Genomic DNA, 19,321 nt, shown 5'->3' on the forward strand with positions numbered 1-19,321 from the left:
GCGCCCGCCCGGGCCGGCGCGCCCCCGGAACCCCAGACCCCGTGACGCTCCGCTCCGCCGGAGGCGGGATCGACCGTGCTCCCGTCGTGGAGCGGAACAGAACCTCACGCCGATGATGGGCCGTCCCAAGCTCGTTCTCGCCTCCGGCTCGCCCCGGCGGCTCACGCTCCTCAACCAGGCGGGCCTCGAGCCCGCCGAAGCGCGGCGAGCTGCCGCGCGCCTGCGCCAACCGGCTCGCCCACGCCAAGGCCGAGGTGGCGCTCGAAGCCGTCCGGCTCGACGACGACCTGCGCGGCGCCTTCATCGTCGCGGCCGACACCGTGGTCGCGGTCGGGCGCCGCATCCTGCCGAAGGCCGAGCTGCTCGACGAGGCGGCTCAGTGCCTGCGGCTGCTGTCCGGCCGCAACCACCGGGTCTACACCTCGGTCTGCGTGGTGACGCCCAAGGAGGCGATCCGCCAGCGCGTGATCGAGACGCGGGTGCGCTTCAAGCGCCTCGCGCCCGAGGACATCGAGGCCTATCTCGCGTCGGGCGAGTGGCGCGGCAAGGCCGGCGGCTATGCCGTGCAGGGGCTGGCCGGCAGCTTCGTCGTCAAGATCGTCGGCTCCTACACGTCGGTGGTCGGGCTGCCGCTCTACGAGACGGTGGCGCTCCTCGCCGGCGAGGGTTTTCCCGTCCGCCACGGCTGGCTCAACCCGACCAACCCGATGCCGGCCTGAGCCGGGCTGCCCCCTTTCACCTCTCCCCGCGTGCGGGGAGAGGTCGGATTGCGCGCCGCAGGCGCGGAATCCGGGTGAGGGGGCTTCGCCGCCAGTCTCTGCAGGGTGGAGGCGCCCCCTCATCCGACTCGCCGCTGCGCGGCGAGCCACCTTCTCCCCGCGCGCGGGGAGAAGGGAGCCCGTGCCGGTCCCGTCGTTCGCACGAGCTCTCCCATTCGCCTCCGGTCCTCCCTATCTTCCGCCCATGCCTTCGCTCGTCCCCCGAAGACCCTGCGCCATCTGCGGCAAGCCTGCTGTGGAGAAGTATCGCCCGTTCTGCTCGCAGCGGTGCAAGGACGTCGATCTCCACCGCTGGCTGTCCGGCCGCTACGCCGTGCCGGCCGTCGAGGCCGAGGAGGACGAGCTCGGGCTGCCCGAGCCGGACGAGCCGCCGCCGCCGCTCGCGCCGCGCCGCCGCGGGCTCGACTGACCGCTCCGTCCCCCGGCCGGCCCGCCGCTCTTCCCTCCCCGTCGATTCTGGGCTAAGGGTCGCCCCGCCCCGGCGAACCCCGCGCGGGCTGGCGACAAAACCGGTCGAGTTCGCAAAAGGCGGCGCGTCCACGACGCCTTTTTTTGTGCCCGGATGAACCCGCGAAGACCCCGATGCCCAAACGCACCGACATCTCCTCGATCCTGATCATCGGCGCGGGCCCGATCGTCATCGGTCAGGCCTGCGAGTTCGACTATTCCGGAACCCAGGCCTGCAAGGCGCTGCGCGAGGAGGGCTACCGGGTCATCCTGGTCAACTCCAATCCGGCCACCATCATGACCGACCCGGAGATGGCCGACGCGACCTATGTCGAGCCGATCACGCCCGAGGTCGTCGCCAAGATCATCGAGAAGGAGCGGCAGGAACGTCCGGACGACAAGCTGGCGCTGCTGCCGACCATGGGCGGCCAGACGGCGCTCAACACGGCCCTGTCGCTGCGCCGGATGGGCGTGCTCGACAAGTTCGGCGTCACCATGATCGGCGCCACGGCCGAGGCGATCGACAAGGCCGAGGATCGCGAGCTGTTCCGCGAGGCGATGAAGAAGATCGGCCTCGACATTCCGAAGTCGTTCCTGGCCAACGCCTCCGACCTCAAGCGGGCGGACCGCGAGAAGTATCTCGCCGCGCTCGCCCGCATCGACGCCTCGTCCGCCAAGCCGGCCGAGAAGGCGCTCGAGCGCGGAAAGTTCGAGCGCGACTGGGCGGCCGGCGAGGAGGAGCGCAAGAAGCGTTACGTCCACGGCGCGCTGGGCGAGGCCCTGATCGCGCTCGCCGAGATCGGCCTGCCGGCCATCATCCGGCCGAGCTTCACGCTGGCCGGCACGGGCGGCGGCATCGCCTACGATCTCGACGAGTTCATCGAGATCGTCCGGGGCGGTCTGGACGCCTCGCCGACGAACGAAGTCCTCGTCGAAGAGAGCGTGCTCGGCTGGAAAGAGTTCGAGATGGAGGTCGTTCGCGACAAGAACGACAACTGCATCATCGTCTGCTCGATCGAGAACGTCGATCCGATGGGCGTCCACACGGGCGACTCGATCACCATCGCGCCGGCCCTGACGCTCACCGACAAAGAGTATCAGGTGATGCGCGACGCCTCGATCGCGGTGCTGCGCGAGATCGGCGTCGAGACCGGCGGCTCGAACGTGCAGTTCGCCGTCGATCCGAAGACCGGCCGCCTCGTCGTCATCGAGATGAATCCGCGCGTCTCGCGCTCGTCGGCGCTCGCCTCGAAGGCCACCGGCTTCCCGATCGCCAAGGTCGCCGCCAAGCTCGCGGTCGGCTACACGCTCGACGAGATCGCCAACGACATCACGGGCGGCGCCACGCCGGCGTCGTTCGAGCCGACCATCGACTACATCGTCACCAAGATCCCGCGCTTCGCCTTCGAGAAGTTCCCGGGCGCCGAGCCGCTGCTCACCACCTCGATGAAGTCGGTGGGTGAGGCGATGGCGATCGGCCGCACCTTCCAGGAATCGCTGCAGAAGGCGCTGCGCTCGATGGAGACCGGGCTGACCGGGCTCGACGAGATCGCCATCGAGGGCATCGGCGATGGCGACGACAAGAACGCCATCCGGGCGGCGCTCGGCCGGCCGACGCCGGACCGGCTGCTGAAGGTCGCGCAGGCGATGCGGCTCGGCGCCTCCGACGAGGAGATCTTCCGCTCCTGCAGCATCGACCCGTGGTTCCTGGCCGAGATCCGCGGCATCGTCGAGACCGAGGCGGAGATCAAGGCGAAGGGCCTGCCGCAGACGGCGGGTGCACTGCGCCGCCTCAAGGCCATGGGCTTCTCCGACGCACGGCTCGGTGCGCTCACGGGGCTGTCGGCCGACGAGGTGACGAAGCGGCGCCGCGGGCTCGCGGTGCGCCCCGTCTACAAGCGCATCGACACCTGCGCGGCCGAGTTCGCCTCGCCGACCGCCTACATGTACTCGACCTACGAGGCGCCGTTCGCAGGCAGCCCGGCCGACGAGGCGGAGCCGTCCGACGCCAAGAAGGTGATCATCCTGGGCGGCGGCCCGAACCGGATCGGGCAGGGCATCGAGTTCGACTACTGCTGCTGCCACGCCTGCTTCGCGCTGTCGGACGCCGGCTACGAGACCATCATGGTCAACTGCAATCCGGAGACCGTGTCGACCGACTACGACACTTCGGATCGCCTCTATTTCGAGCCGCTGACCGCCGAGGACGTGCTGGAGATCATCGCCACCGAGCAGTCGAACGGCACCCTGCACGGCGTCATCGTGCAGTTCGGCGGCCAGACGCCGCTCAAGCTCGCCGCCGCGCTCGAGGCGGCGAAGGTGCCGATCCTCGGCACCTCGCCGGACGCCATCGACCTCGCCGAGGACCGCGACCGCTTCAAGCGGCTCCTCGACAAGCTGCAGCTGCGCCAGCCCAAGAACGGCATCGCCTACTCGGTCGAGCAGAGCCGCCTCGTCGCCGCCGAGCTCGGCCTGCCCTTCGTGGTGCGCCCGAGCTACGTGCTGGGCGGCCGCGCCATGGCGATCATCCGCAATCAGGAGCAGTTCGACGACTATCTGCTCGGCACCCTGCCGAGCCTGGTTCCGTCCGACGTCAAGGCGCGCTATCCGAACGACAAGACCGGCCAGATCAACACGGTGCTGGGCCAGAACCCGCTGCTGTTCGACCGCTACCTGTCGGACGCCATCGAGATCGACGTGGACTGCCTCTGCGACGGCAAGGACACGTTCATCGCCGGCATCATGCAGCACATCGAGGAGGCCGGCGTGCATTCCGGCGACTCGGCCTGCTCGCTGCCGCCGTTCTCGCTGCAGCCGGACGTGATCGAGGAGCTGGAGCGGCAGACCCGGGCGATGGCGCTGGCGCTCGGCGTCGGCGGCCTGATGAACGTCCAGTACGCGCTGAAGGACGGCGATATCTACGTCCTGGAGGTCAATCCGCGCGCGTCGCGCACCGTGCCGTTCGTCGCCAAGGTGATCGGCCTGCCGGTCGCCAAGATCGCGGCCCGGGTGATGGCAGGCGAGAGCCTCGCGAGCTTCGACCTGAAGCCGCCGGTGCTGCACCATGTCGGCGTCAAGGAGGCGGTCTTCCCGTTCGCCCGCTTCCCCGGCGTCGACACGCTGCTCGGCCCGGAGATGCGCTCGACCGGCGAAGTGATGGGCATCGACCGCTCCTACGAGATCGCCTTCGCCAAGAGCCAGATCGGCGGCGGCGCCCGCCTGCCGACCAAGGGCACCGTGTTCGTCGCGGTGCGGGACAGCGACAAGACGCGCATCCTCGACTCGGTCAAGCTCTTGTCGGACCTCGGTTTCCGGGTCATCGCCACGGGCGGGACGCAGCGCTTCCTGCAGGAGCACGGGGTGCCGGCCGAGAAGGTCAACAAGGTGCTGGAGGGCCGGCCCCACATCGTCGACGCGATCAAGAACGGCGATGTCCAGCTGGTGTTCAACACCACCAGCGGTACCCGGGCCATCTCGGACTCGCGTTCCTTGCGGCGCGCAGCCCTCTTGCATAAGGTGCCGTACTACACCACTCTTTCCGGAGCCGTCGCGGCGGCGCTCGGGATCAAGGCCTATCTCGCGGGTGACCTCGAGGTGCGCACCCTGCAGAGCTATTTCTCCGAAAACGCCCGCTGAAGGACGCGGTCGGGGAACTCAGGCCACGGGCTGACCATGTTTCGAACGGTTGCGCGCCGGATGACACCGGCTCGCGATCGAGTTTTTTTCTGTCGGAGAAGGAACCGATGGACAAGATACCGATGACGGCTGCCGGCTACACCGCGCTGGAAAACGAGCTGCGGCACTGCCAGCAGGTCGAGCGACCCCGCATCATTCAGCAGATCACCGAAGCGCGCTCCCACGGCGACCTCTCGGAGAACGCCGAGTATCACGCCGCCAAGGAATCGCAGTCGCTCAACGAGGGCCGCATCGCCGAGCTCGAGGACAAGCTCGCGCGGGCCGAGGTGATCGACGTCTCCAAGCTGTCGGGCGACACCATCAAGTTCGGTGCGACCGTCACGCTGATCGACGAGGACACCGAGAAGAAGCACGTCTGGCAGATCGTCGGCGAGCCCGAGGCGGACGCCAAGAACGGCCGCATCTCGATCGCCTCGCCGCTCGCCCGCGCCCTGGTCGGCAAGAAGAAGGGCAGCCAGGTCGAGGTGGTGACGCCGGGCGGCGCCAAGGCCTACGAGATCCTCGAGGTCATCTTCCGCTGAGATCGTCGACGTGACGCGCTGGCGGCCGTGGTCGCCGGCGCCGTCGCGATCCCTCCCGACGTCCTCCTCGCCGCGATGGCCGCAGCTCGACATCTGTCCCGATCGCGCGGGGATCGTCGGCTCGCGGTCGGTCCGGCCGCACTGGAGCTTCCCGCATGATTGGCGCACCGACGTCCGGCGGATCCGCGACCGGCGGATCCCCGTCCCGCATCGTGATCGCCGTCTCGGCCGGCGAGCTGGTCGACAAGGTGACGATCCTGGAGATCAAGTCGGAGCGCATCGCCGATCCGGCCAAGCTCGCCAACATCCGGCACGAGCTGTCGGTTCTCGGCGAGCCGCTCGCGCCGCTGCTCGCGGCGCATCCCGGCGTCGCGCCCCTGAAGGCGGCGCTGCGGGGCGTCAACGAGAGCCTGTGGCAGATCGAGGACGACATCCGCGACTGCGAGCGCCACGGCGACTTCGGCGAGGGCTTCGTCGCGCTCGCCCGCGCCGTCTACCGCACCAACGACCGCCGCGCCGCGCTCAAGCGCGAGATCGACACCCTGGTCGGCTCGGAGCTGACCGAGGAAAAGTCCTACGCGGCGTATTGAGTCGCGGACTGATCACGTCGCGGTCATTCCAGGGCGGGCCGAAGGCCCGAACCCGGAATCCAGCGACATACTCCGAGTTCTCGGCTGGATTCCGGGTTCGGCGCTGCGCGCCGCCCCGGAATGACCACCAGATCAGCCGGCGGTCGTCGCGGTGCGCGCCAGCAGGCGGTCGAGGCCGGCGAGAGCCGCGTCGACCGGGATGTCGTCCATGGTCTCGCCGCCGAACGCCTGCGCCCGCACGATCTCGCCGCGCCGCGTGAACGGCGCCCAGCGCCCCACGTCGGTCGGGCCGAACAGGCTGACCAAGGGCGTGCCGATGGTCGCCATCAGATGGCCGATGCCGTTGTCGTTGGCGACCACGGCGGCGAGTCGCTCGCCGACCGCGATGGCGAGCTCGAGCCGCGCCAACCCGAGCGCCGGGTCGACCGGCGCGACCTCCGGCATCAGGGCGCCCGGCGCTTCGGCGCGAATGCGCGCGATTAGGGCTTGCTCCTGGGGTCCGATCAGGAACACCGGCACATGGCCGCGCGCCGTGAGAGCGCCGGCGAGCGCGATCCAGCGGTCGATCGGCCAGTTCTTGCGCGCCTCGCGGCTGCCCGGCGCCAGCCCCACATAGGACGGCCCCGCGGGCAGGCGCGCCGCGGCGAGTGTGCGGGCCGCGTCCGAGATGTCGAGACGGCCCTCCCAGTCCGCCGGCCCGCCGATCGCGGCCTCGGCGAGGCTCAGCATGCGGGCCGCGATGCCGCGCGGGCGGCCGAAGCGCCCGGGTGGCCGCTTCGACGAGAACAGGTAGCCGGGCAGGCAGCAGTAGAAGCCGCGGTGCTTCAGGAAGAGGCGCGCCAGCAGCACCGTGAGGCCGCGGGTGCGCGAATCGAACACCATCTCGAACGGCGGCAGCGCCCGCAGCCGCCCGATCACGTCCAGGGGCGGGCGGGTCAGTGCGGCGTTCTCGATCACGTTGGCGATCAGCGGCTTCACGAAGGGCGCCAGCTCGTGCGCCATCGAGGTCTGGTGGCTGGAGATCCACCACACCGGCCGGCCCGGATAGGCCCGTGTGATCGCCCGCAGGAACGGCAGCTTGAGTAGCGAATCGCCGAGTCCCTCGCGGTCGACGATGACGGCGATGGGGCGGAGGGGTTCGGCGGGCATTTCGGCAGACGGGGCAGGGGGCATGCTGAAAACTCGGGCCACGCGGTGGCACTCGCTCTCGCCTCATGGTGAGGAGCGCTCCGCAGGAGCGCGTCTCGACCCATGTGGCCTCGTCCTTCGAGACGGCCGCTTCGCGGCCTCCTCAGGACGAGGGGAGAAGATCCGGGCCTTCGGCCCGCTCGTCGGGACGAGGAGAGAACAGGTTGGGATTTCCCCGCCTCACACCGTCGCCCGGTCGAGCTCGAGCGGCACGATCGGGTCGTTCTTGGCGTTGCGGAGCGTCAGCGTCGTCTTGACGTTGCGGACATTGGGGGCGGCCGTCAGCTCGGCGACGAGCGCCTGGAAGGTCGACAGGTTGGGGGCGACGCACTTCAGCAGAAAGTCGATCTCGCCCGACAGCATCCAGCATTCGCGCACCAGCGGCTTGCCGCGCACATAGGCCTCGAAGGCCTGCAGGTCGGGCTCGGCCTGGCTCGACAGGTGCACCATGGCGAAGGCCGTCACCTCGTAGCCGAGGCGCTTCTCGTCGAGCAGCGCCCGGTAGCCGGTGATGAAGCCGGCCTCCTCCAGGGCGCGCACGCGCCGCAGGCAGGGCGGCGGCGAGATGCCCACGCGGCGGGCGAGCTCGACATTCGTCATGCGCCCGTCCTCCTGGAGCTCTTTCAGGATACGGTGGTCGATCGCATCGAGGCGGTAGGGCACAGGTCGTCTCTCCAGCGTCGTCGCCGCGCCGTCGTTCGGGCCCGACTCGGACAGCATTATCGCAAGAGCCATGCCATCGGAAATAATATTGCGTGTGACCCGGCTCTGCGTTGTGCACCGAAAAGCGCAGTGTTGTTTACTGTCCACATCCGGGGTTATGCGTGCCTTGCATGCCTCGGCGGAATGTCTACATTGACGCGCACTCGCCGGTGCGCCCCGGCGGTATCTCCGCACGCCCTATTCGAACGAGGCTTCGCATGGCCGAGACCACCCATGCCCGCGTGGTGATCATCGGATCGGGTCCGGCCGGCTACACGGCCGCCGTCTATGCCGCACGCGCCATGCTGGAGCCGGTGCTGATCCAGGGCATCCAGCCGGGCGGCCAGCTCACCATCACGACCGAGGTCGAGAACTATCCGGGATTCGCCGAGCCGATCCAGGGCCCCTGGCTCATGGAGCAGATGCAGAAGCAGGCCGAGCATGTCGGCACCCGGATCGTCACCGACCACGTCAATTCCGTCGATCTCGGCCGCCGGCCGTTCCGGCTGGTCTGTGATTCGGGCGACGTCTATCTGGCCGACGTGCTGATCGTCGCGACCGGCGCCCAGGCGCGCTGGCTCGGCCTGCCGTCGGAGGACACCTACAAGGGCTACGGCGTCTCGGCCTGTGCCACCTGCGACGGCTTCTTCTATCGCGGCAAGGAGGTCGTGGTGGTCGGCGGCGGCAACTCGGCCGTCGAGGAGGCGCTGTTCCTCACCAACTTCGCATCCAAGGTGACTGTGGTGCACCGCCGCGACGCCTTCCGGGCCGAGAAGATCCTCCAGGACCGGCTGTTCAAGAACCCCAAGGTCGAGGTGATCTGGAACAGCGCCGTCGACGAGATCGTCGGCACCGCGGCGCCCGGCAAGGTGACGGGCGTGCGGCTGCGCGACGTGCAGACCGGCGCGACCCGGGACCTCGCCGCCGACGGCGTGTTCGTCGCCATCGGCCACGCGCCGGCGACCGCGCTGTTCACCGGCCAGCTCGAGCTGAAGCCGTCCGGCTACATCAAGGTGGCGCCGTACTCGACCGCCACCTCGGTGCCGGGCGTGTTCGCGGCCGGCGACGTCGCCGACGACATCTACCGGCAGGCCGTCACGGCGGCCGGCATGGGCTGCATGGCGGCGCTCGAGGCGGAGCGGTTCCTCGCCGCCCATGCCGAGACGCGCGCCGCCGCCGAGTGAATCGTCACGGGAAGGGTCGGGATTCTTCAACCATGGCCTACGGTTTCGGTCGCGGGTCAGGCGCGTCGGTAAGGTCTCGAAACCCGAATCGTGTCACACAGGAACAAGTGCCGGTCGGCCTCGGTCGGCACGCTGCTCGCGCCTGAGGGCGAGCCGGGATGGGAACGGGCATCGCCCGCGAACGAAACATGGATTGGGACAAGCTCAAGGTCTTCCACGCCGCCGCCGAGGCGGGCAGCTTCACCCATGCGGGCGAGCAGCTCGGGCTGTCGCAGTCGGCAGTGTCGCGCCAGGTCAGCGCGCTCGAGCAGGAGCTGGCGGTGGCGCTGTTCCACCGTCACGCCCGCGGCCTGATCCTCACCGAGCAGGGCGAGCTGCTGTATCGCACGGCCCACGACGTGTTCATGAAGCTCGAGTCGGTGCGGGTGAAGCTCACCGACAGTCGCGAGCGGCCGCACGGCGACCTGCGCGTCACCACGACGATCGGCATGGGCGTCCACTGGCTGACGCCGCGGCTCGGCGAGTTCACGGATCTCTATCCCGACATCCGCATCACGCTGATCACCACGGAGGAGGAGCTCGACCTCGCGATGCGCGAGGCCGACGTGGCGATCCGCCTGCGCCAGCCGACCCAGCCCGACCTGATCCAGCGCAAGCTGTTCTCGGTGCACTACCACGCCTATGCTTCGCCTGAGTATCTCAAGCGCTTCGGCACGCCGCGCTCCATCGAGGATCTCGACAAGCACCGGCTGATCGTGCTCGGCGGCACCGTCGTGCCCATCAACCTGCAGAGCGCGCGCTGGCTGATCACGGCGGGGCGCGAAGGCAAGGACCTGCGCCAGCCGCACCTGATCATCACCAATATCGCGGGCGTGCTGCGCGCCTGCCAGCGCGGCATCGGCATCGCCATGCTGCCCGACTACATCCTCGAGGACGACCAGAGCCTCGTGACGCTGTTCAGCGACGACGAGTCGGTGTCGCTCGACGCCTACTTCGTCTACCCGGAGGAGCTGAAGTCGGTCGCCCGCGTCCAGGCGTTCCGCGACTTTTTGGTCAGCAAGGCGCAGCGCTGGAATTACTGAGGGCGGGTGGACGTCGGGCAGCACCCCTCCGACAGGCTTGTGAACGAGGTGCGTCGCCGCGGCGGTGTTTTCCGCTTGAGCCCTCGGACGATCCCCGAACCCGTCATGCCCGCGCTCGTCGCGGGCATCCCCGAACTAACAGCTTCGCAAAAACAAGATCGTGGATGGCCGGGACAAGCCCGGCCATGACCCGGTGTTACCATCGGCCCTGAACCCCGACCCGTCATCCTGAGGTGCTCGCCGAAAGCGAGCCCGATGGATGGGTCCGGGCGATTATCGCCCGATGTTCCTTGATTGCGAACAGCCCTGCGGGTCCGGCATTGTGGGCATGTTATAACCGTCATTGCCTAGGGGGCGCCCCGCCGACATGCTTCGGGAAGCTGCTGGCGACGGGTCCCTCCCACATTCTTCCGTGGCCGTCAGCTGTCCCTCTGGAAGGTGTTGTCGGCATTTGCCGACGAAACTACGCCGGGTCGCAAGGCCCGGCGTTTTTTATTGGCTGGTCGCGGAATTGCCGTTGATCGCTCCACCTCGATCCTCAAGGTGAGGAGCGGCCACCCGGGTCCGCGCGATGCGCGGCCCGAGTGTAAACTCCGGCCGCGTCGCGAACCATATGGCCGCGTCCTTCGAGGCCCGGCTTTGCCGGGCACCTCAGGACGAGGGCGGAACGAGCTTTTTCCAGCGTGCCGGGAGCATGTGGCTCACGCCCACAGGCGCTCCTTCTCCAGCCCCTTGTAGAGGCCGGCGACCTGCTCGCCGTAGCCGTTGAACAGGAGGGTGGGGCGGCGCTCGTCGGTGCCGAGCACCCGCTCGAAGGCCTGGCTCCAACGCGGATGCGGAACCTCCGGGTTGACGTTCGCCCAGAACCCGTACTCGCCCGCCTGCAGGGACTCCCAGTAGCTCTTCGGCCGCTTGTCCGTGAAGGTGAAGCGGACGATCGACTTGATCGACTTGAAGCCGTATTTCCACGGCACCGCTAGGCGCAGCGGCGCCCCCATCTGCTTGGCGACCGGCTTGCCGTAGGCGCCCGTCACCAGGAAGGCGAGGTCGTTTTCCGCCTCGGCGATGGTCAGGCCCTCGACATAGGGCCAAGGATACCAGGTCTGGCGCTGGCCCGGCGCGATCGACGGATCCTTGAACGTCTCCATCCGGACGTACTTGGCCGAGCCGAGCGGCTTCGCCAGCGCGACCAGCTTGGCGAGCGGGAAGCCGGTCCACGGGATCGCCATCGACCACGCCTCGACGCAGCGGTGGCGGTAGAGCCGCTCCTCCAGGGTCACCTGCTTGAGGAGATCGTCGATGCCGATCTCGAACGACTTCTCCACCATGCCGTCGATGGCGATCGTCCAGGGGCGCGTTTTCAGCGCCTGGGCCTGGCGGGCCACCGACTTCGACATGCCGAACTCGTAGAAGTTGTTGTAGTTCAGGTTCGCCTGCTCGTCGGTGACCGGGCGGTCGAGGGTGAAGGCCGCGTTGCGCTTGGCCGGATAGAGCCCCGCCGACGGGTCGGGGACGTCGCCGATGCGCTGCGCCAGCGCCAGGTCGGGCGACAGGGCGCTCGCGGCGATCACCCCGGCGCCGGCCAGGAGGGCGCGGCGGTCGAGCCGGAGCGCGATGTCTTCGGGAGTGGCGGCGCTGTCGGGCAGCGCCCATGCAGGACGACGAAGGATGGCGGGCATGGCGGACTCCGGGGGCTCTCGCGGGCGGTGGGCCTCGCGAGGAGATACGGCCGAGCCGGTGGTCTTGTTTCGTCCGACGCGAGGAATCGTGACCGGCGCGGCGTCGCTGACGTCTACGTCAGCTACGGGCGACGCGGATCACCGGCAAGTCACGGAGTAGCGAGTGGCGGGTGGCGAGTAGCGAGTGGCGAGTAGCGAGTGGCGAGTGGCGAGTGGCGAGTGGCGAGTAGCGAGTGGCGAGTAGCGAGTGGCGAGTAGCGAGTGGCGAGTAGAAAGAGCGATCGGCCACGACCGCGGAAGCGATGGTATTCGGCTCCCAACTACTCGCTATTCGCTATTCGCTATTCGCTATTCGCCCCGCCATCACCTCCGCAGGGCGCCGCCGATGACGCCGCCGATGAAGGCGCCGGCGGCGCCGTCGAACGGGCTCGATTGCTGCCGTCCCGCCGGTTGCATCTGGCCGGCCGGCTGCTCGACGCGCGGCCGTGGTGCCGCCTGCCGGACCACCGGCTTCTCCTCGACCGGTTGCGCCTCGGCGAGCAGCGCCTTGTGCTGCGGGCCGTTGAGGAAGCCCGACTCGACATAGCGGCGCGCCGCCTGCCAGCGGCGGATCACGCCGCGCGTCTCCGGCCCGAACGTGCCGGTGGTCGAGACGTCGAAGCCGAGCCCGGAGAGGCGGCGCTGCACGTCGCGGCGCTGCGACGGCTTGAGGCCGAGCCGGTCCTCGGTGAGCTGGGTCGCCTCGGCGGTCGTCACGGCCGGATCGACGCCGGGCGGCAACGCCTTCTCGGGCTTCGGCGGCGCCGCCTTCAGGGAGGCAATGCGCGCGAGTGCGATCGAGCGGAACTGGCCGTTTGGATAATTGGTGAGATAGGCGTCGAGCTCCTCGACCTTGTTGGAGTCGCGGATCGAGCGCCAGAACTCGAGCTCCACCTCGGAGGTCACCGGGGCGGCCGCGGCGGTCGCCGGCGCCGCGCCGAGCGCGACCGGCGTCGCGGCGGCGCCGTCGGCGGCCGGATTGAGGTAGACGGCGCCGATCAGGTTGGTGTGGCCCCAGGGGAGTTGCTGCTTGCGGGTCGACTCGTTGACCTGCGCCCGCACCTTGGTCATCGCCTGCTGGATCTCCACGCCGGGCGTCGCGATGTTGTCGAGGAGCGCGCGGGTGAACGGGCTGTGGCCGCCGGCCGAGCCGTCGAGCGCGGTCTGGCCCGGGCCGGTCGCGAAGGCGATCAGCGTGCCCTCGCCGGACTTCATCTCGGCGAGCCCGTTCGCCACCGTGACGCTGCGGGTGCGCGAGGCCGAGCGGATGCGCTCAGCGAACGGGTTGTCGCGGCAGGCGTCGAGGAACACGAGCTTGACCTTGGCGTCGCCCATCGTCTGGTCGAGCGTGGTGTCGACGTCGATGGCCGCGCCGAGCTTCACGTCCATCTCGGACTTCAGGTCGGCGTCGACCGGCAGCAGATAGTTGACGCCGTTCACCGCGATGCCGTGGCCGGCATAGAAGAACACGGCGATGTCGGCGCCCTGCGCCTTGCGGCCGAACTCGATCAGCTTCGCGGTCATGCCCTCGCGGGTGAGGTCGGTGCCCTCGACCACCTCGAAGCCGATGTTGCGCAGCTTCGCCGCCATCGCGGTCGAATCGATGGTCGGGTTGGGCAGCGGCATGACGGTGCGATAGTCGCCGTTGCCGAGCACGAAGGCGACGCGGCGATCCGCCTGCGCGGCGACCGCCGACAGGAGCACGCACACGAGCGACAGGGCAGGAGCAGCGATCCGCATGGGCCGACCTCGCGACTGATGTCGTCCCGACCTACCACCGGTCGCAGACGGCGGCCAGTGCAGGGCTGCAACAGCCCGACACGGAATGACACAATCGGGAGGCGGGGGACGGGTGAATTTTCGGCTGCGTGCCCCGGACGAGGCGCGTCGGGCCGCAGGCCCGATGCGCCGCCGAGCCGGGGCCCAGGGGCGGCACGCAAGGGTCTTCGGACGGCCTCGACCGCCGCGCTGGGGCCCGGGTCACGGCGCGGGCGCCGCGCCCGGGACACGAGGCCCGTCGTGCGGCAAAGCAGCGCCGCCGCCTCCCTGCCCGGCGTCAGGTGCCGGTGCGCAGCTTCGGGGCGGACGCGAACGGGTTCCAGCGACTCGGCTCGGGCGCGCGCTTGCCGGTGTGGCGCTGCAGCGTGGCGACGAACTGGTCCTTCGGCATCGGCTTGGCGAACAGGTAGCCTTGGCCGACCACGCAGCCGATGCCCTGCAGCTTGTGGCTCTCGTGCGGCGTCTCGATGCCTTCGGCGACGGTCTTCAGGTCGAACCGCTTGGCGAGCTCGACGATGGTCTCCAGCATGCCCGCATTGGTGCGGTCGGTGTGACAGTCGGTGACGTAGGCGCGGTCGATCTTCAGCTCGGTGAACGGGAGCTGGCGCAGCCGCGCGAGCGACGAGTAGCCGGCGCCGAAATCGTCGACCGCGAGGCCGCAGTTCTGGCTGCGCAGCTCGGCCGCCACCTCGTTGGCGACGTCGAGGTCGTTCATCACCTGGTCCTCGGTGACCTCGAGGATGAGGCCCGGCCACTCCGTGCTGCGCGGGCGGCCGTCGCGGATCATCCGGGCGATCGGCAGCCGCACGAAGGCGTTGGCCGGCACGTTGACGGCGAGCTTGAGCTCCGGCGCGCCGACCGCGCGGCAGTGCTCCCAGTCGCGCAACGCCTCGCCGATCACCCGCTCGGTCATGGCGAGCATCGCCGCCTCGCTCGCACCGGGCAGGAAGGCGAACGGTGCCAGCACGCCGTGCTCGGGATGGCGCACGCGGACGAGTGCCTCGGCGCCGACCATCTTGCGGGTCGCGAGATCGAACTTTGGCTGATACCAGACCTCGAGCCACTTGCGGTCGAGGGCCTTCTGCAGCGTCACCCGCGGCTTGCCGTCGGGGCCGCGGTCGTCGTCGTCGCGCGACAGAAGCGAGCGGATTTGTTTCAACATGTCGGTACCTGCACGACGCGGAGCGTGCCGATCTCGAGTCGGCTGTCGCCCGACTGTCGCGCGGTGGTCATTGATTTTCGGTAGCGCCGCCACGGACTCGGTCGCCATGGTTTCGCGATCGTCTCGGGTCTCGGTAGAATGCGTCCGGTCGGCGGTGCGGCGACACCGGTGAGGGTGGGAGGCGTTGCGTTTCGAGGCCTGATGGGCCAAGCAGCGGTTCGAGAGGCGAGCCGCGGCCGCGAGGCGGCCGGCGGCCGGATGTCTCGTGCGGGTGGCGAATGCTGGACGTGCTCAACTGGAATGCGGTCGGGCGCTGGCTCCATGTCGGGCCGGCCCGCGTGCCGCCGGCCTGGCGCAGCGTCATGATCGGGCGCTGCCGGGGCGCCGAGCCGTGCCGGGCGATGCTCGCGGAGGCCGCCGTCCATGTCAGCGCCGATGCCGACACGCTGCTCGGCCACCCCGACCTGCGCTGGAGCGACCGCAAGCGCGTCGTCGAGCTGGCGATCGCCACGCCCGCCGATCTCGGCTTTGCACGCGGCGCCCGCTGGGCCGAGATCCGCAGCGCGGCGCGGGCCGTGCGGCTCGGCCTCGGCGCCGCCGAGATCGCCCCGATGCTGCGCCTCGCCTATCGCGACCAACCGGCCGGCGAGCGCCTGATCGTTGCGATGCAGCCGGTCGGCGATCCCGAGCGCGAGCCGCTCTCCTTCTCGCTCGACCACGACGACGAGGGTCTGTGGCTCGACGTCCACGACGGCCACCCGGACGTCTTCTGGCGTCCCGACGACCGCTTCGTCTTCGTCCGCAAGCCGTCGCGCTGGGGGTTTTGAGCGGCGCGATGCGGAAGCGGCGTTATGTCACGACGCGGATCACGTCCGTATGGGCGAAATCGTCGCCCTTGAACAACAGCGGCACTGCCATTGTGAACGCGAGCGCGTAGGCCGCGCAGTCGGCGAGGTTCAGGCGGGCGTTCGGATGAATGCCCTTGCCGAACCGATCGAATGCGGCGACGGCGGCGCGGAGCTGAGTCTCGTCGAACGGCACGATCACGAAGTCGTTCTCCACCCGGAGAAAGCGCCAGAACCGCGCGACGGCCTGCGGTCCGCGACGCGCCCTCAGCACGATCGCGGTCTCGTGAACATTGACGGTGGAGACGAGCAGGCGGTCGGCGTCTGCGATCGCGGCAGCGAAATCAGCAGCGTCGGGCTCGGCCTCGAGAATGGCGACGAAAGCGGAGCTGTCGACGGCGATCATGGGGACGCGATATCGTCCATGATCTGCTCCGGCGAGCGCGGATCGAGCAGCGGCATCGCGGCAATCTCGCGCCCGAAGGCCAGCATCTGTTCGGCGCTCATCCTGCGGCGTGCGGCCTGATCGGTCTCCGTGAGCCCGGCAGCTTCGAAACTGTCCGCGACGGCGCGCCGAATGGCCTCCGCCACCGAAATTCCCTGCGCCTCGGCGAGCTGCCGAGCGAGGCGGAGAATGTCGGGCGGCAGCTCGGTCATGGCGATCTCTTGATCTCGGTCTCTCTTGGGGCCGCGCGCGTGCCCGCGGCCCCAAGAGTCGGATGCCCGTCAGCTCACGCCGCGGCCTTCCTGGCGGCGACGATCTGGTCGGCGGTCTTGCCGGTCAGCTCGGCCATGTGGTCGAATTTGAACGTGAAGGTGCCGACGCCGGCCGTGGCCGAGCGGACCTCGATGATCAGGTCGCCGATCTCCGATTCGGGCATCTGGGCCCGCACCGTGTCCCAGCCGGGCCAGCCCTCGCGGGTGTCGAAGCCGAGGATCTGGCCGCGCCGTCCCGACAGGATGGCGTTGATCTTGGCGGTCGCCTCGGTCGGGCAGACGATCTCGACCTCGTGGATCGGCTCCAGCAGCACCGGCTGGCACTGCGGCAGCGCCTCGACGATGCCGATGCGGCCGGCGGTGCGGAACGCCATGTCGGACGAGTCGACCGTGTGGTACGAGCCGTCGATCAGCGCCACCGCGATGTCGACGACGGGGAAGCCGAGCGGCCCCTCCTTGAGGGCGTCGATCACGCCCTCCTCGACCGACGGGATGTAGTTGCGCGGCACCACGCCGCCGGTGATGCGCTCGGAGAACTGGAAGCCCGAGCTGCGCGGCAGCGGGCCGATCTCCAGCACCACGTCGCCGAACTGGCCGTGGCCGCCCGACTGCTTCTTGTGACGGCCGCGCTGCGTGACCGACTTCTTGATGGTCTCGCGGTAGCCGACGCTCGGCTTGTGCCGCTCGATGGCGACGCCGAAGCGGTCGGCGAGCCGCTCGGTGGCGACCCGCAGATGCATCTCGCCCTGGCCCCAGATGACCACCTCGTGGGTCTCCTGGTTCTGGATCACGCTGAGCGACGAATCCTCGTCGAGCAGCTTGGACAGCGCCTGGCCGAGCTTGACGTCGTCCTTGCGCTCCCGCGCCGCGACCGCGATGTTGAGCACCGGCGGATAGGGCTTCACCTCGATCACCGCCTTGTGCGGCGTCTTGCCGGTCGACAGCGTCATGCCGGTCTTGGCGCCGTCGAGCTTGGCGAGCGCCACCGTCTCGCCGGTGGTCGCGGCACCGCGCTTCTCCTGCGATTGGCCGAGCATCTTGAACACGCCGGCGACGCGCCCGACCTCGTCGGTGGGCGAATGCAGCACGGTCGAGTCGCCGATTTGCCCGGCGAGCACGCGGGCGATCGACAGCTTGCCGCCGTGGGTCGTGTGGAACGTCTTCATCACGTAGGCGACGGCTTCGCTGCCGGCCTTGACGCCGAGCCGCTCGGCCGTCTGGGCGGCGCCCGGCGCCTCGTGGCGCAGCGCCTTGAGCAGGCGGAGAATGCCGTTGGTGCGGCTCGCCACGCCCATCAGCATCGGGCAGACCTGCCGGTCGCGCATCTCCTTGCGCAGATCGTCGAACACCCGGTCGCGCGGCGGCGTGATGTCCTCGAGCAGCTGCTCCATCAGCTCGTCGTCGTGATCGGCGAGCGTCTCCAGCATCGAGAAGCGGGCCTGCTTCTCGGCGTCGAGCGTGTCGCCCTCGAGCGGCACCACCTCGGACGGCTGGTTCTCGCGATAGACGAAGGCGCGCTCCAGCGCGAGGTCGACGAAGCCGTTGACGGTCTCGCCGCTCCAGGTCGGGATCTGGCGGAGCAGCAGCGGCACGCGCGACGCCGGCTGCAGCATGCGCAGCGCGTCGGAGAGCCGGGTGTCGGCCTTGTCGATCTTGTTGAGGAACAGGAAATGGGGAACGTTCAGCTCCTCGAGCTCGCGCAGGATGAGCTGGAGCTGCGGCACCTTCTTCTCGTCGGCCTCGCAGACCACGATGGCCGCGTCGACGGCCGGCAGCGCGGCGCGCATGTCCTGGACGAACTCCACCGACCCGGGGCAGTCGATGAACGTGTAGGCGTCGCCCATGAAGGTCGTCGTGGCGACCGAGAGCTCGACGCTCATGCGGTGGTCGCGCGCCTCCTTGCTGGCGTCGCCGACCGTGGTCCCCTGGTCCACGGTGCCCTGCCGGCCGACCGCGCCCGTGCGGGCCAGGATCGCCTCCAGGAGCGTCGTCTTGCCGCTCTGGAACGGTCCGACGATCGCGATGCACCGTGGGCCTGTGGGGCCGCCTCCATTGTCTCCCATATCGTGCCTCCGTCGGTCAGCTCGGCCCCGAGGCGGGGCCGACGCAGCCAAGTCCTGACAGCGGGAGCGGCCCTGCTTCTGCCGTTCCCGGCGAAGTCGGATCCTGTGAGGACGCGGGAGGCGTCCCGCACGAGAACCGGCGTATGTGCTTCGGTCAGCCCCCGCCGCGACCGTGCGGCTCGTGAGGAGGGCTTACCGAGAGCGTCCGCGGCGGAGCCGGACGCGGCCGGGCGGCACGCGCAGGCAAGGCGACTCGTCGCCGCGGAGAAGGTGAGCGTCGCGGGTCAGCGCACGAACCTCAGCTCGAGGCCGGCGACGCCGGCGGCGATGTTGACGCCGGCCTGACCCTGAACCGAAACCGGCTGGAGCGCAACACTGCGGTCGTTGCCGCCGAGCAGCACGTTGGCGCCGAGCCCGGCGACCAGCGAGGCCTCGGCGCTGGCGCCCGCATAGGCACCGGCGAGCGCCCCGACGGGGCGCGTCGTGGGCGACCACACGACCCACACCATGACGCCGCCGGCGGTGGCGCCGATGTCGAGGCCGATGCGCGTGATGCTGCCCGTGTAGGTCTCCACCGGGCCGTTCAGCGAGGGCGTGAAGGTGCAATAGACCTGCCGCTGCGACCCGATGATCAGGCCGAGCCCGGCCGACACGTCGCAGGACAGGCTTCCGGCCTGCACCCGCTCCTGGGCGGGTGCCGCGGTGGCCAGCATGACGGCCACCACGGCCGCCGCCGACCCCGCAAGGACGTTTCGCATGAACTCCCCCTCGAATGACCCGGGCGGCCACGGCGGACCGCAATACCTGCCGATGCTTGGTCCGGACGGGGAGCCCGCGCGCGGGTCCGC

Annotated in this window: 16 protein-coding genes and 1 pseudogene; 8 read left to right on the forward strand and 9 right to left on the reverse strand. The window is 69.6% G+C overall.

The genetic code is table 11. The annotated features are described in order from the left end of the window. The first annotated feature begins 112 nt into the window (after nucleotides 1–112). The 5 genes and pseudogenes from ABTU92_RS23265 to ABTU92_RS23285 all read left to right on the forward strand — a co-directional run bounded on the left by ABTU92_RS23265 (nucleotide 113) and on the right by ABTU92_RS23285 (nucleotide 6,033). Nucleotides 113–719 (forward strand): annotated as a pseudogene (locus tag ABTU92_RS23265) (Maf-like protein). Between the two features lie 244 nt (nucleotides 720–963). Then, the gene (gene yacG, locus ABTU92_RS23270) at nucleotides 964–1,188 is read left to right on the forward strand and encodes a DNA gyrase inhibitor YacG (protein WP_408094002.1); all 225 of its coding nucleotides are present in this window, start codon (nucleotides 964–966) and stop codon (nucleotides 1,186–1,188) included. Between the two features lie 173 nt (nucleotides 1,189–1,361). After that, nucleotides 1,362–4,862 (forward strand): carbamoyl-phosphate synthase large subunit, encoded by a 3,501-nt coding sequence (gene carB / locus ABTU92_RS23275; RefSeq protein ID WP_408094003.1) that lies wholly within the window; start codon nucleotides 1,362–1,364, stop codon nucleotides 4,860–4,862. Nucleotides 4,863–4,969: 107 nt separating this feature from the next. Then, on the forward strand, nucleotides 4,970–5,443 hold the full coding sequence (gene greA, locus ABTU92_RS23280; protein WP_408094004.1) for a transcription elongation factor GreA: 474 nt from the start codon (nucleotides 4,970–4,972) through the stop codon (nucleotides 5,441–5,443). 155 nt (nucleotides 5,444–5,598) lie between these two features. Next, complete coding sequence (locus ABTU92_RS23285) at nucleotides 5,599–6,033, forward strand: DUF6165 family protein (RefSeq protein WP_408094005.1); 435 nt, start codon at nucleotides 5,599–5,601, stop codon at nucleotides 6,031–6,033. A 132-nt stretch (nucleotides 6,034–6,165) separates the two neighbouring features. Here ABTU92_RS23285 and ABTU92_RS23290 read toward each other — a convergent pair whose 3' ends face one another. Together ABTU92_RS23290 and ABTU92_RS23295 are read right to left on the reverse strand one after the other, a co-directional pair. Further along, entirely contained in the window at nucleotides 6,166–7,182 is a 1,017-nt protein-coding gene (locus ABTU92_RS23290) for a glycosyltransferase family 9 protein (protein ID WP_408094006.1), read from the reverse strand. 219 nt (nucleotides 7,183–7,401) lie between these two features. Continuing rightward, a complete protein-coding gene (locus tag ABTU92_RS23295) occupies nucleotides 7,402–7,956 on the reverse strand; it encodes an Lrp/AsnC family transcriptional regulator (RefSeq protein WP_408094007.1) in 555 nt (184 codons plus the stop codon). A gap of 185 nt (nucleotides 7,957–8,141) precedes the next feature. On the opposite strand from ABTU92_RS23295, the gene trxB reads away from it, so the two are divergent. Further along, nucleotides 8,142–9,107: a thioredoxin-disulfide reductase gene (trxB, locus tag ABTU92_RS23300; protein WP_408094008.1), complete on the forward strand. Its 966-nt coding sequence runs from the start codon at nucleotides 8,142–8,144 to the stop codon at nucleotides 9,105–9,107. 188 nt (nucleotides 9,108–9,295) lie between these two features. Beyond that, nucleotides 9,296–10,189 (forward strand): LysR family transcriptional regulator, encoded by an 894-nt coding sequence (locus ABTU92_RS23305; RefSeq protein WP_408094009.1) that lies wholly within the window; start codon nucleotides 9,296–9,298, stop codon nucleotides 10,187–10,189. A gap of 701 nt (nucleotides 10,190–10,890) precedes the next feature. Here ABTU92_RS23305 and msrP read toward each other — a convergent pair. The 3 genes from msrP to ABTU92_RS23320 form a co-directional block, all read right to left on the reverse strand. Then, a complete protein-coding gene (gene msrP / locus ABTU92_RS23310; protein ID WP_408094010.1) occupies nucleotides 10,891–11,868 on the reverse strand; it encodes a protein-methionine-sulfoxide reductase catalytic subunit MsrP in 978 nt (325 codons plus the stop codon). A gap of 363 nt (nucleotides 11,869–12,231) precedes the next feature. Beyond that, nucleotides 12,232–13,647 (reverse strand): caspase family protein, encoded by a 1,416-nt coding sequence (locus ABTU92_RS23315; protein ID WP_408094011.1) that lies wholly within the window; start codon nucleotides 13,645–13,647, stop codon nucleotides 12,232–12,234. A 316-nt stretch (nucleotides 13,648–13,963) separates the two neighbouring features. Beyond that, nucleotides 13,964–14,848 carry an EAL domain-containing protein gene (locus tag ABTU92_RS23320; protein WP_408094012.1) on the reverse strand — a complete coding sequence of 295 codons (885 nt, stop codon included), beginning with the start codon at nucleotides 14,846–14,848 and terminating at the stop codon, nucleotides 13,964–13,966. 278 nt (nucleotides 14,849–15,126) lie between these two features. Here ABTU92_RS23320 and ABTU92_RS23325 point away from each other — a divergent pair, with 278 nt between their 5' ends. Continuing rightward, nucleotides 15,127–15,675 (forward strand): hypothetical protein, encoded by a 549-nt coding sequence (locus tag ABTU92_RS23325; RefSeq protein ID WP_408094013.1) that lies wholly within the window; start codon nucleotides 15,127–15,129, stop codon nucleotides 15,673–15,675. 22 nt (nucleotides 15,676–15,697) lie between these two features. On the opposite strand, the gene ABTU92_RS23330 is transcribed toward ABTU92_RS23325, so the two are convergent. The 4 genes from ABTU92_RS23330 to ABTU92_RS23345 form a co-directional block, all read right to left on the reverse strand. Then, a complete protein-coding gene (locus ABTU92_RS23330; RefSeq protein WP_408094014.1) occupies nucleotides 15,698–16,099 on the reverse strand; it encodes a type II toxin-antitoxin system VapC family toxin in 402 nt (133 codons plus the stop codon). Then, nucleotides 16,096–16,350, reverse strand: a complete 255-nt coding sequence (locus tag ABTU92_RS23335; RefSeq protein WP_408094015.1) for a type II toxin-antitoxin system VapB family antitoxin — start codon at nucleotides 16,348–16,350, stop codon at nucleotides 16,096–16,098. The genes ABTU92_RS23330 and ABTU92_RS23335 overlap by 4 nt, the downstream gene beginning before the upstream one ends. A gap of 74 nt (nucleotides 16,351–16,424) precedes the next feature. Further along, nucleotides 16,425–18,473, reverse strand: coding sequence for an elongation factor G (locus ABTU92_RS23340; protein ID WP_408094016.1), 2,049 nt, complete (start codon nucleotides 18,471–18,473; stop codon nucleotides 16,425–16,427). Between the two features lie 284 nt (nucleotides 18,474–18,757). Then, a complete protein-coding gene (locus ABTU92_RS23345; RefSeq protein ID WP_408094017.1) occupies nucleotides 18,758–19,231 on the reverse strand; it encodes a DUF992 domain-containing protein in 474 nt (157 codons plus the stop codon). Between the last annotated feature and the right edge of the window lie 90 nt (nucleotides 19,232–19,321).

The sequence above is a fragment of the Rhodoplanes sp. SY1 genome (genome assembly GCF_046000175.1).
Taxonomy (GTDB): Bacteria; Pseudomonadota; Alphaproteobacteria; order Rhizobiales; family Xanthobacteraceae; genus Rhodoplanes.

Excerpts from the sequence above, each read along its gene's own strand:
- yacG (WP_408094002.1), top strand. The coding sequence starts at position 964 with ATGCCTTCGCTCGTCCCCCGAAGACCCTGCGCCATCTGCGGCAAGCCT.
- carB (WP_408094003.1), top strand. The coding sequence starts at position 1,362 with ATGCCCAAACGCACCGACATCTCCTCGATCCTGATCATCGGCGCGGGC.
- greA (WP_408094004.1), top strand. The coding sequence starts at position 4,970 with ATGGACAAGATACCGATGACGGCTGCCGGCTACACCGCGCTGGAAAAC.
- ABTU92_RS23285 (WP_408094005.1), top strand. The coding sequence starts at position 5,599 with ATGATTGGCGCACCGACGTCCGGCGGATCCGCGACCGGCGGATCCCCG.
- ABTU92_RS23290 (WP_408094006.1), bottom strand. The coding sequence starts at position 7,182 with ATGCCCGCCGAACCCCTCCGCCCCATCGCCGTCATCGTCGACCGCGAG.
- ABTU92_RS23295 (WP_408094007.1), bottom strand. The coding sequence starts at position 7,956 with ATGGCTCTTGCGATAATGCTGTCCGAGTCGGGCCCGAACGACGGCGCG.
- trxB (WP_408094008.1), top strand. The coding sequence starts at position 8,142 with ATGGCCGAGACCACCCATGCCCGCGTGGTGATCATCGGATCGGGTCCG.
- ABTU92_RS23305 (WP_408094009.1), top strand. The coding sequence starts at position 9,296 with ATGGATTGGGACAAGCTCAAGGTCTTCCACGCCGCCGCCGAGGCGGGC.
- msrP (WP_408094010.1), bottom strand. The coding sequence starts at position 11,868 with ATGCCCGCCATCCTTCGTCGTCCTGCATGGGCGCTGCCCGACAGCGCC.
- ABTU92_RS23315 (WP_408094011.1), bottom strand. The coding sequence starts at position 13,647 with ATGCGGATCGCTGCTCCTGCCCTGTCGCTCGTGTGCGTGCTCCTGTCG.
- ABTU92_RS23320 (WP_408094012.1), bottom strand. The coding sequence starts at position 14,848 with ATGTTGAAACAAATCCGCTCGCTTCTGTCGCGCGACGACGACGACCGC.
- ABTU92_RS23325 (WP_408094013.1), top strand. The coding sequence starts at position 15,127 with ATGCTGGACGTGCTCAACTGGAATGCGGTCGGGCGCTGGCTCCATGTC.
- ABTU92_RS23330 (WP_408094014.1), bottom strand. The coding sequence starts at position 16,099 with ATGATCGCCGTCGACAGCTCCGCTTTCGTCGCCATTCTCGAGGCCGAG.
- ABTU92_RS23335 (WP_408094015.1), bottom strand. The coding sequence starts at position 16,350 with ATGACCGAGCTGCCGCCCGACATTCTCCGCCTCGCTCGGCAGCTCGCC.
- ABTU92_RS23340 (WP_408094016.1), bottom strand. The coding sequence starts at position 18,473 with ATGGGAGACAATGGAGGCGGCCCCACAGGCCCACGGTGCATCGCGATC.
- ABTU92_RS23345 (WP_408094017.1), bottom strand. The coding sequence starts at position 19,231 with ATGCGAAACGTCCTTGCGGGGTCGGCGGCGGCCGTGGTGGCCGTCATG.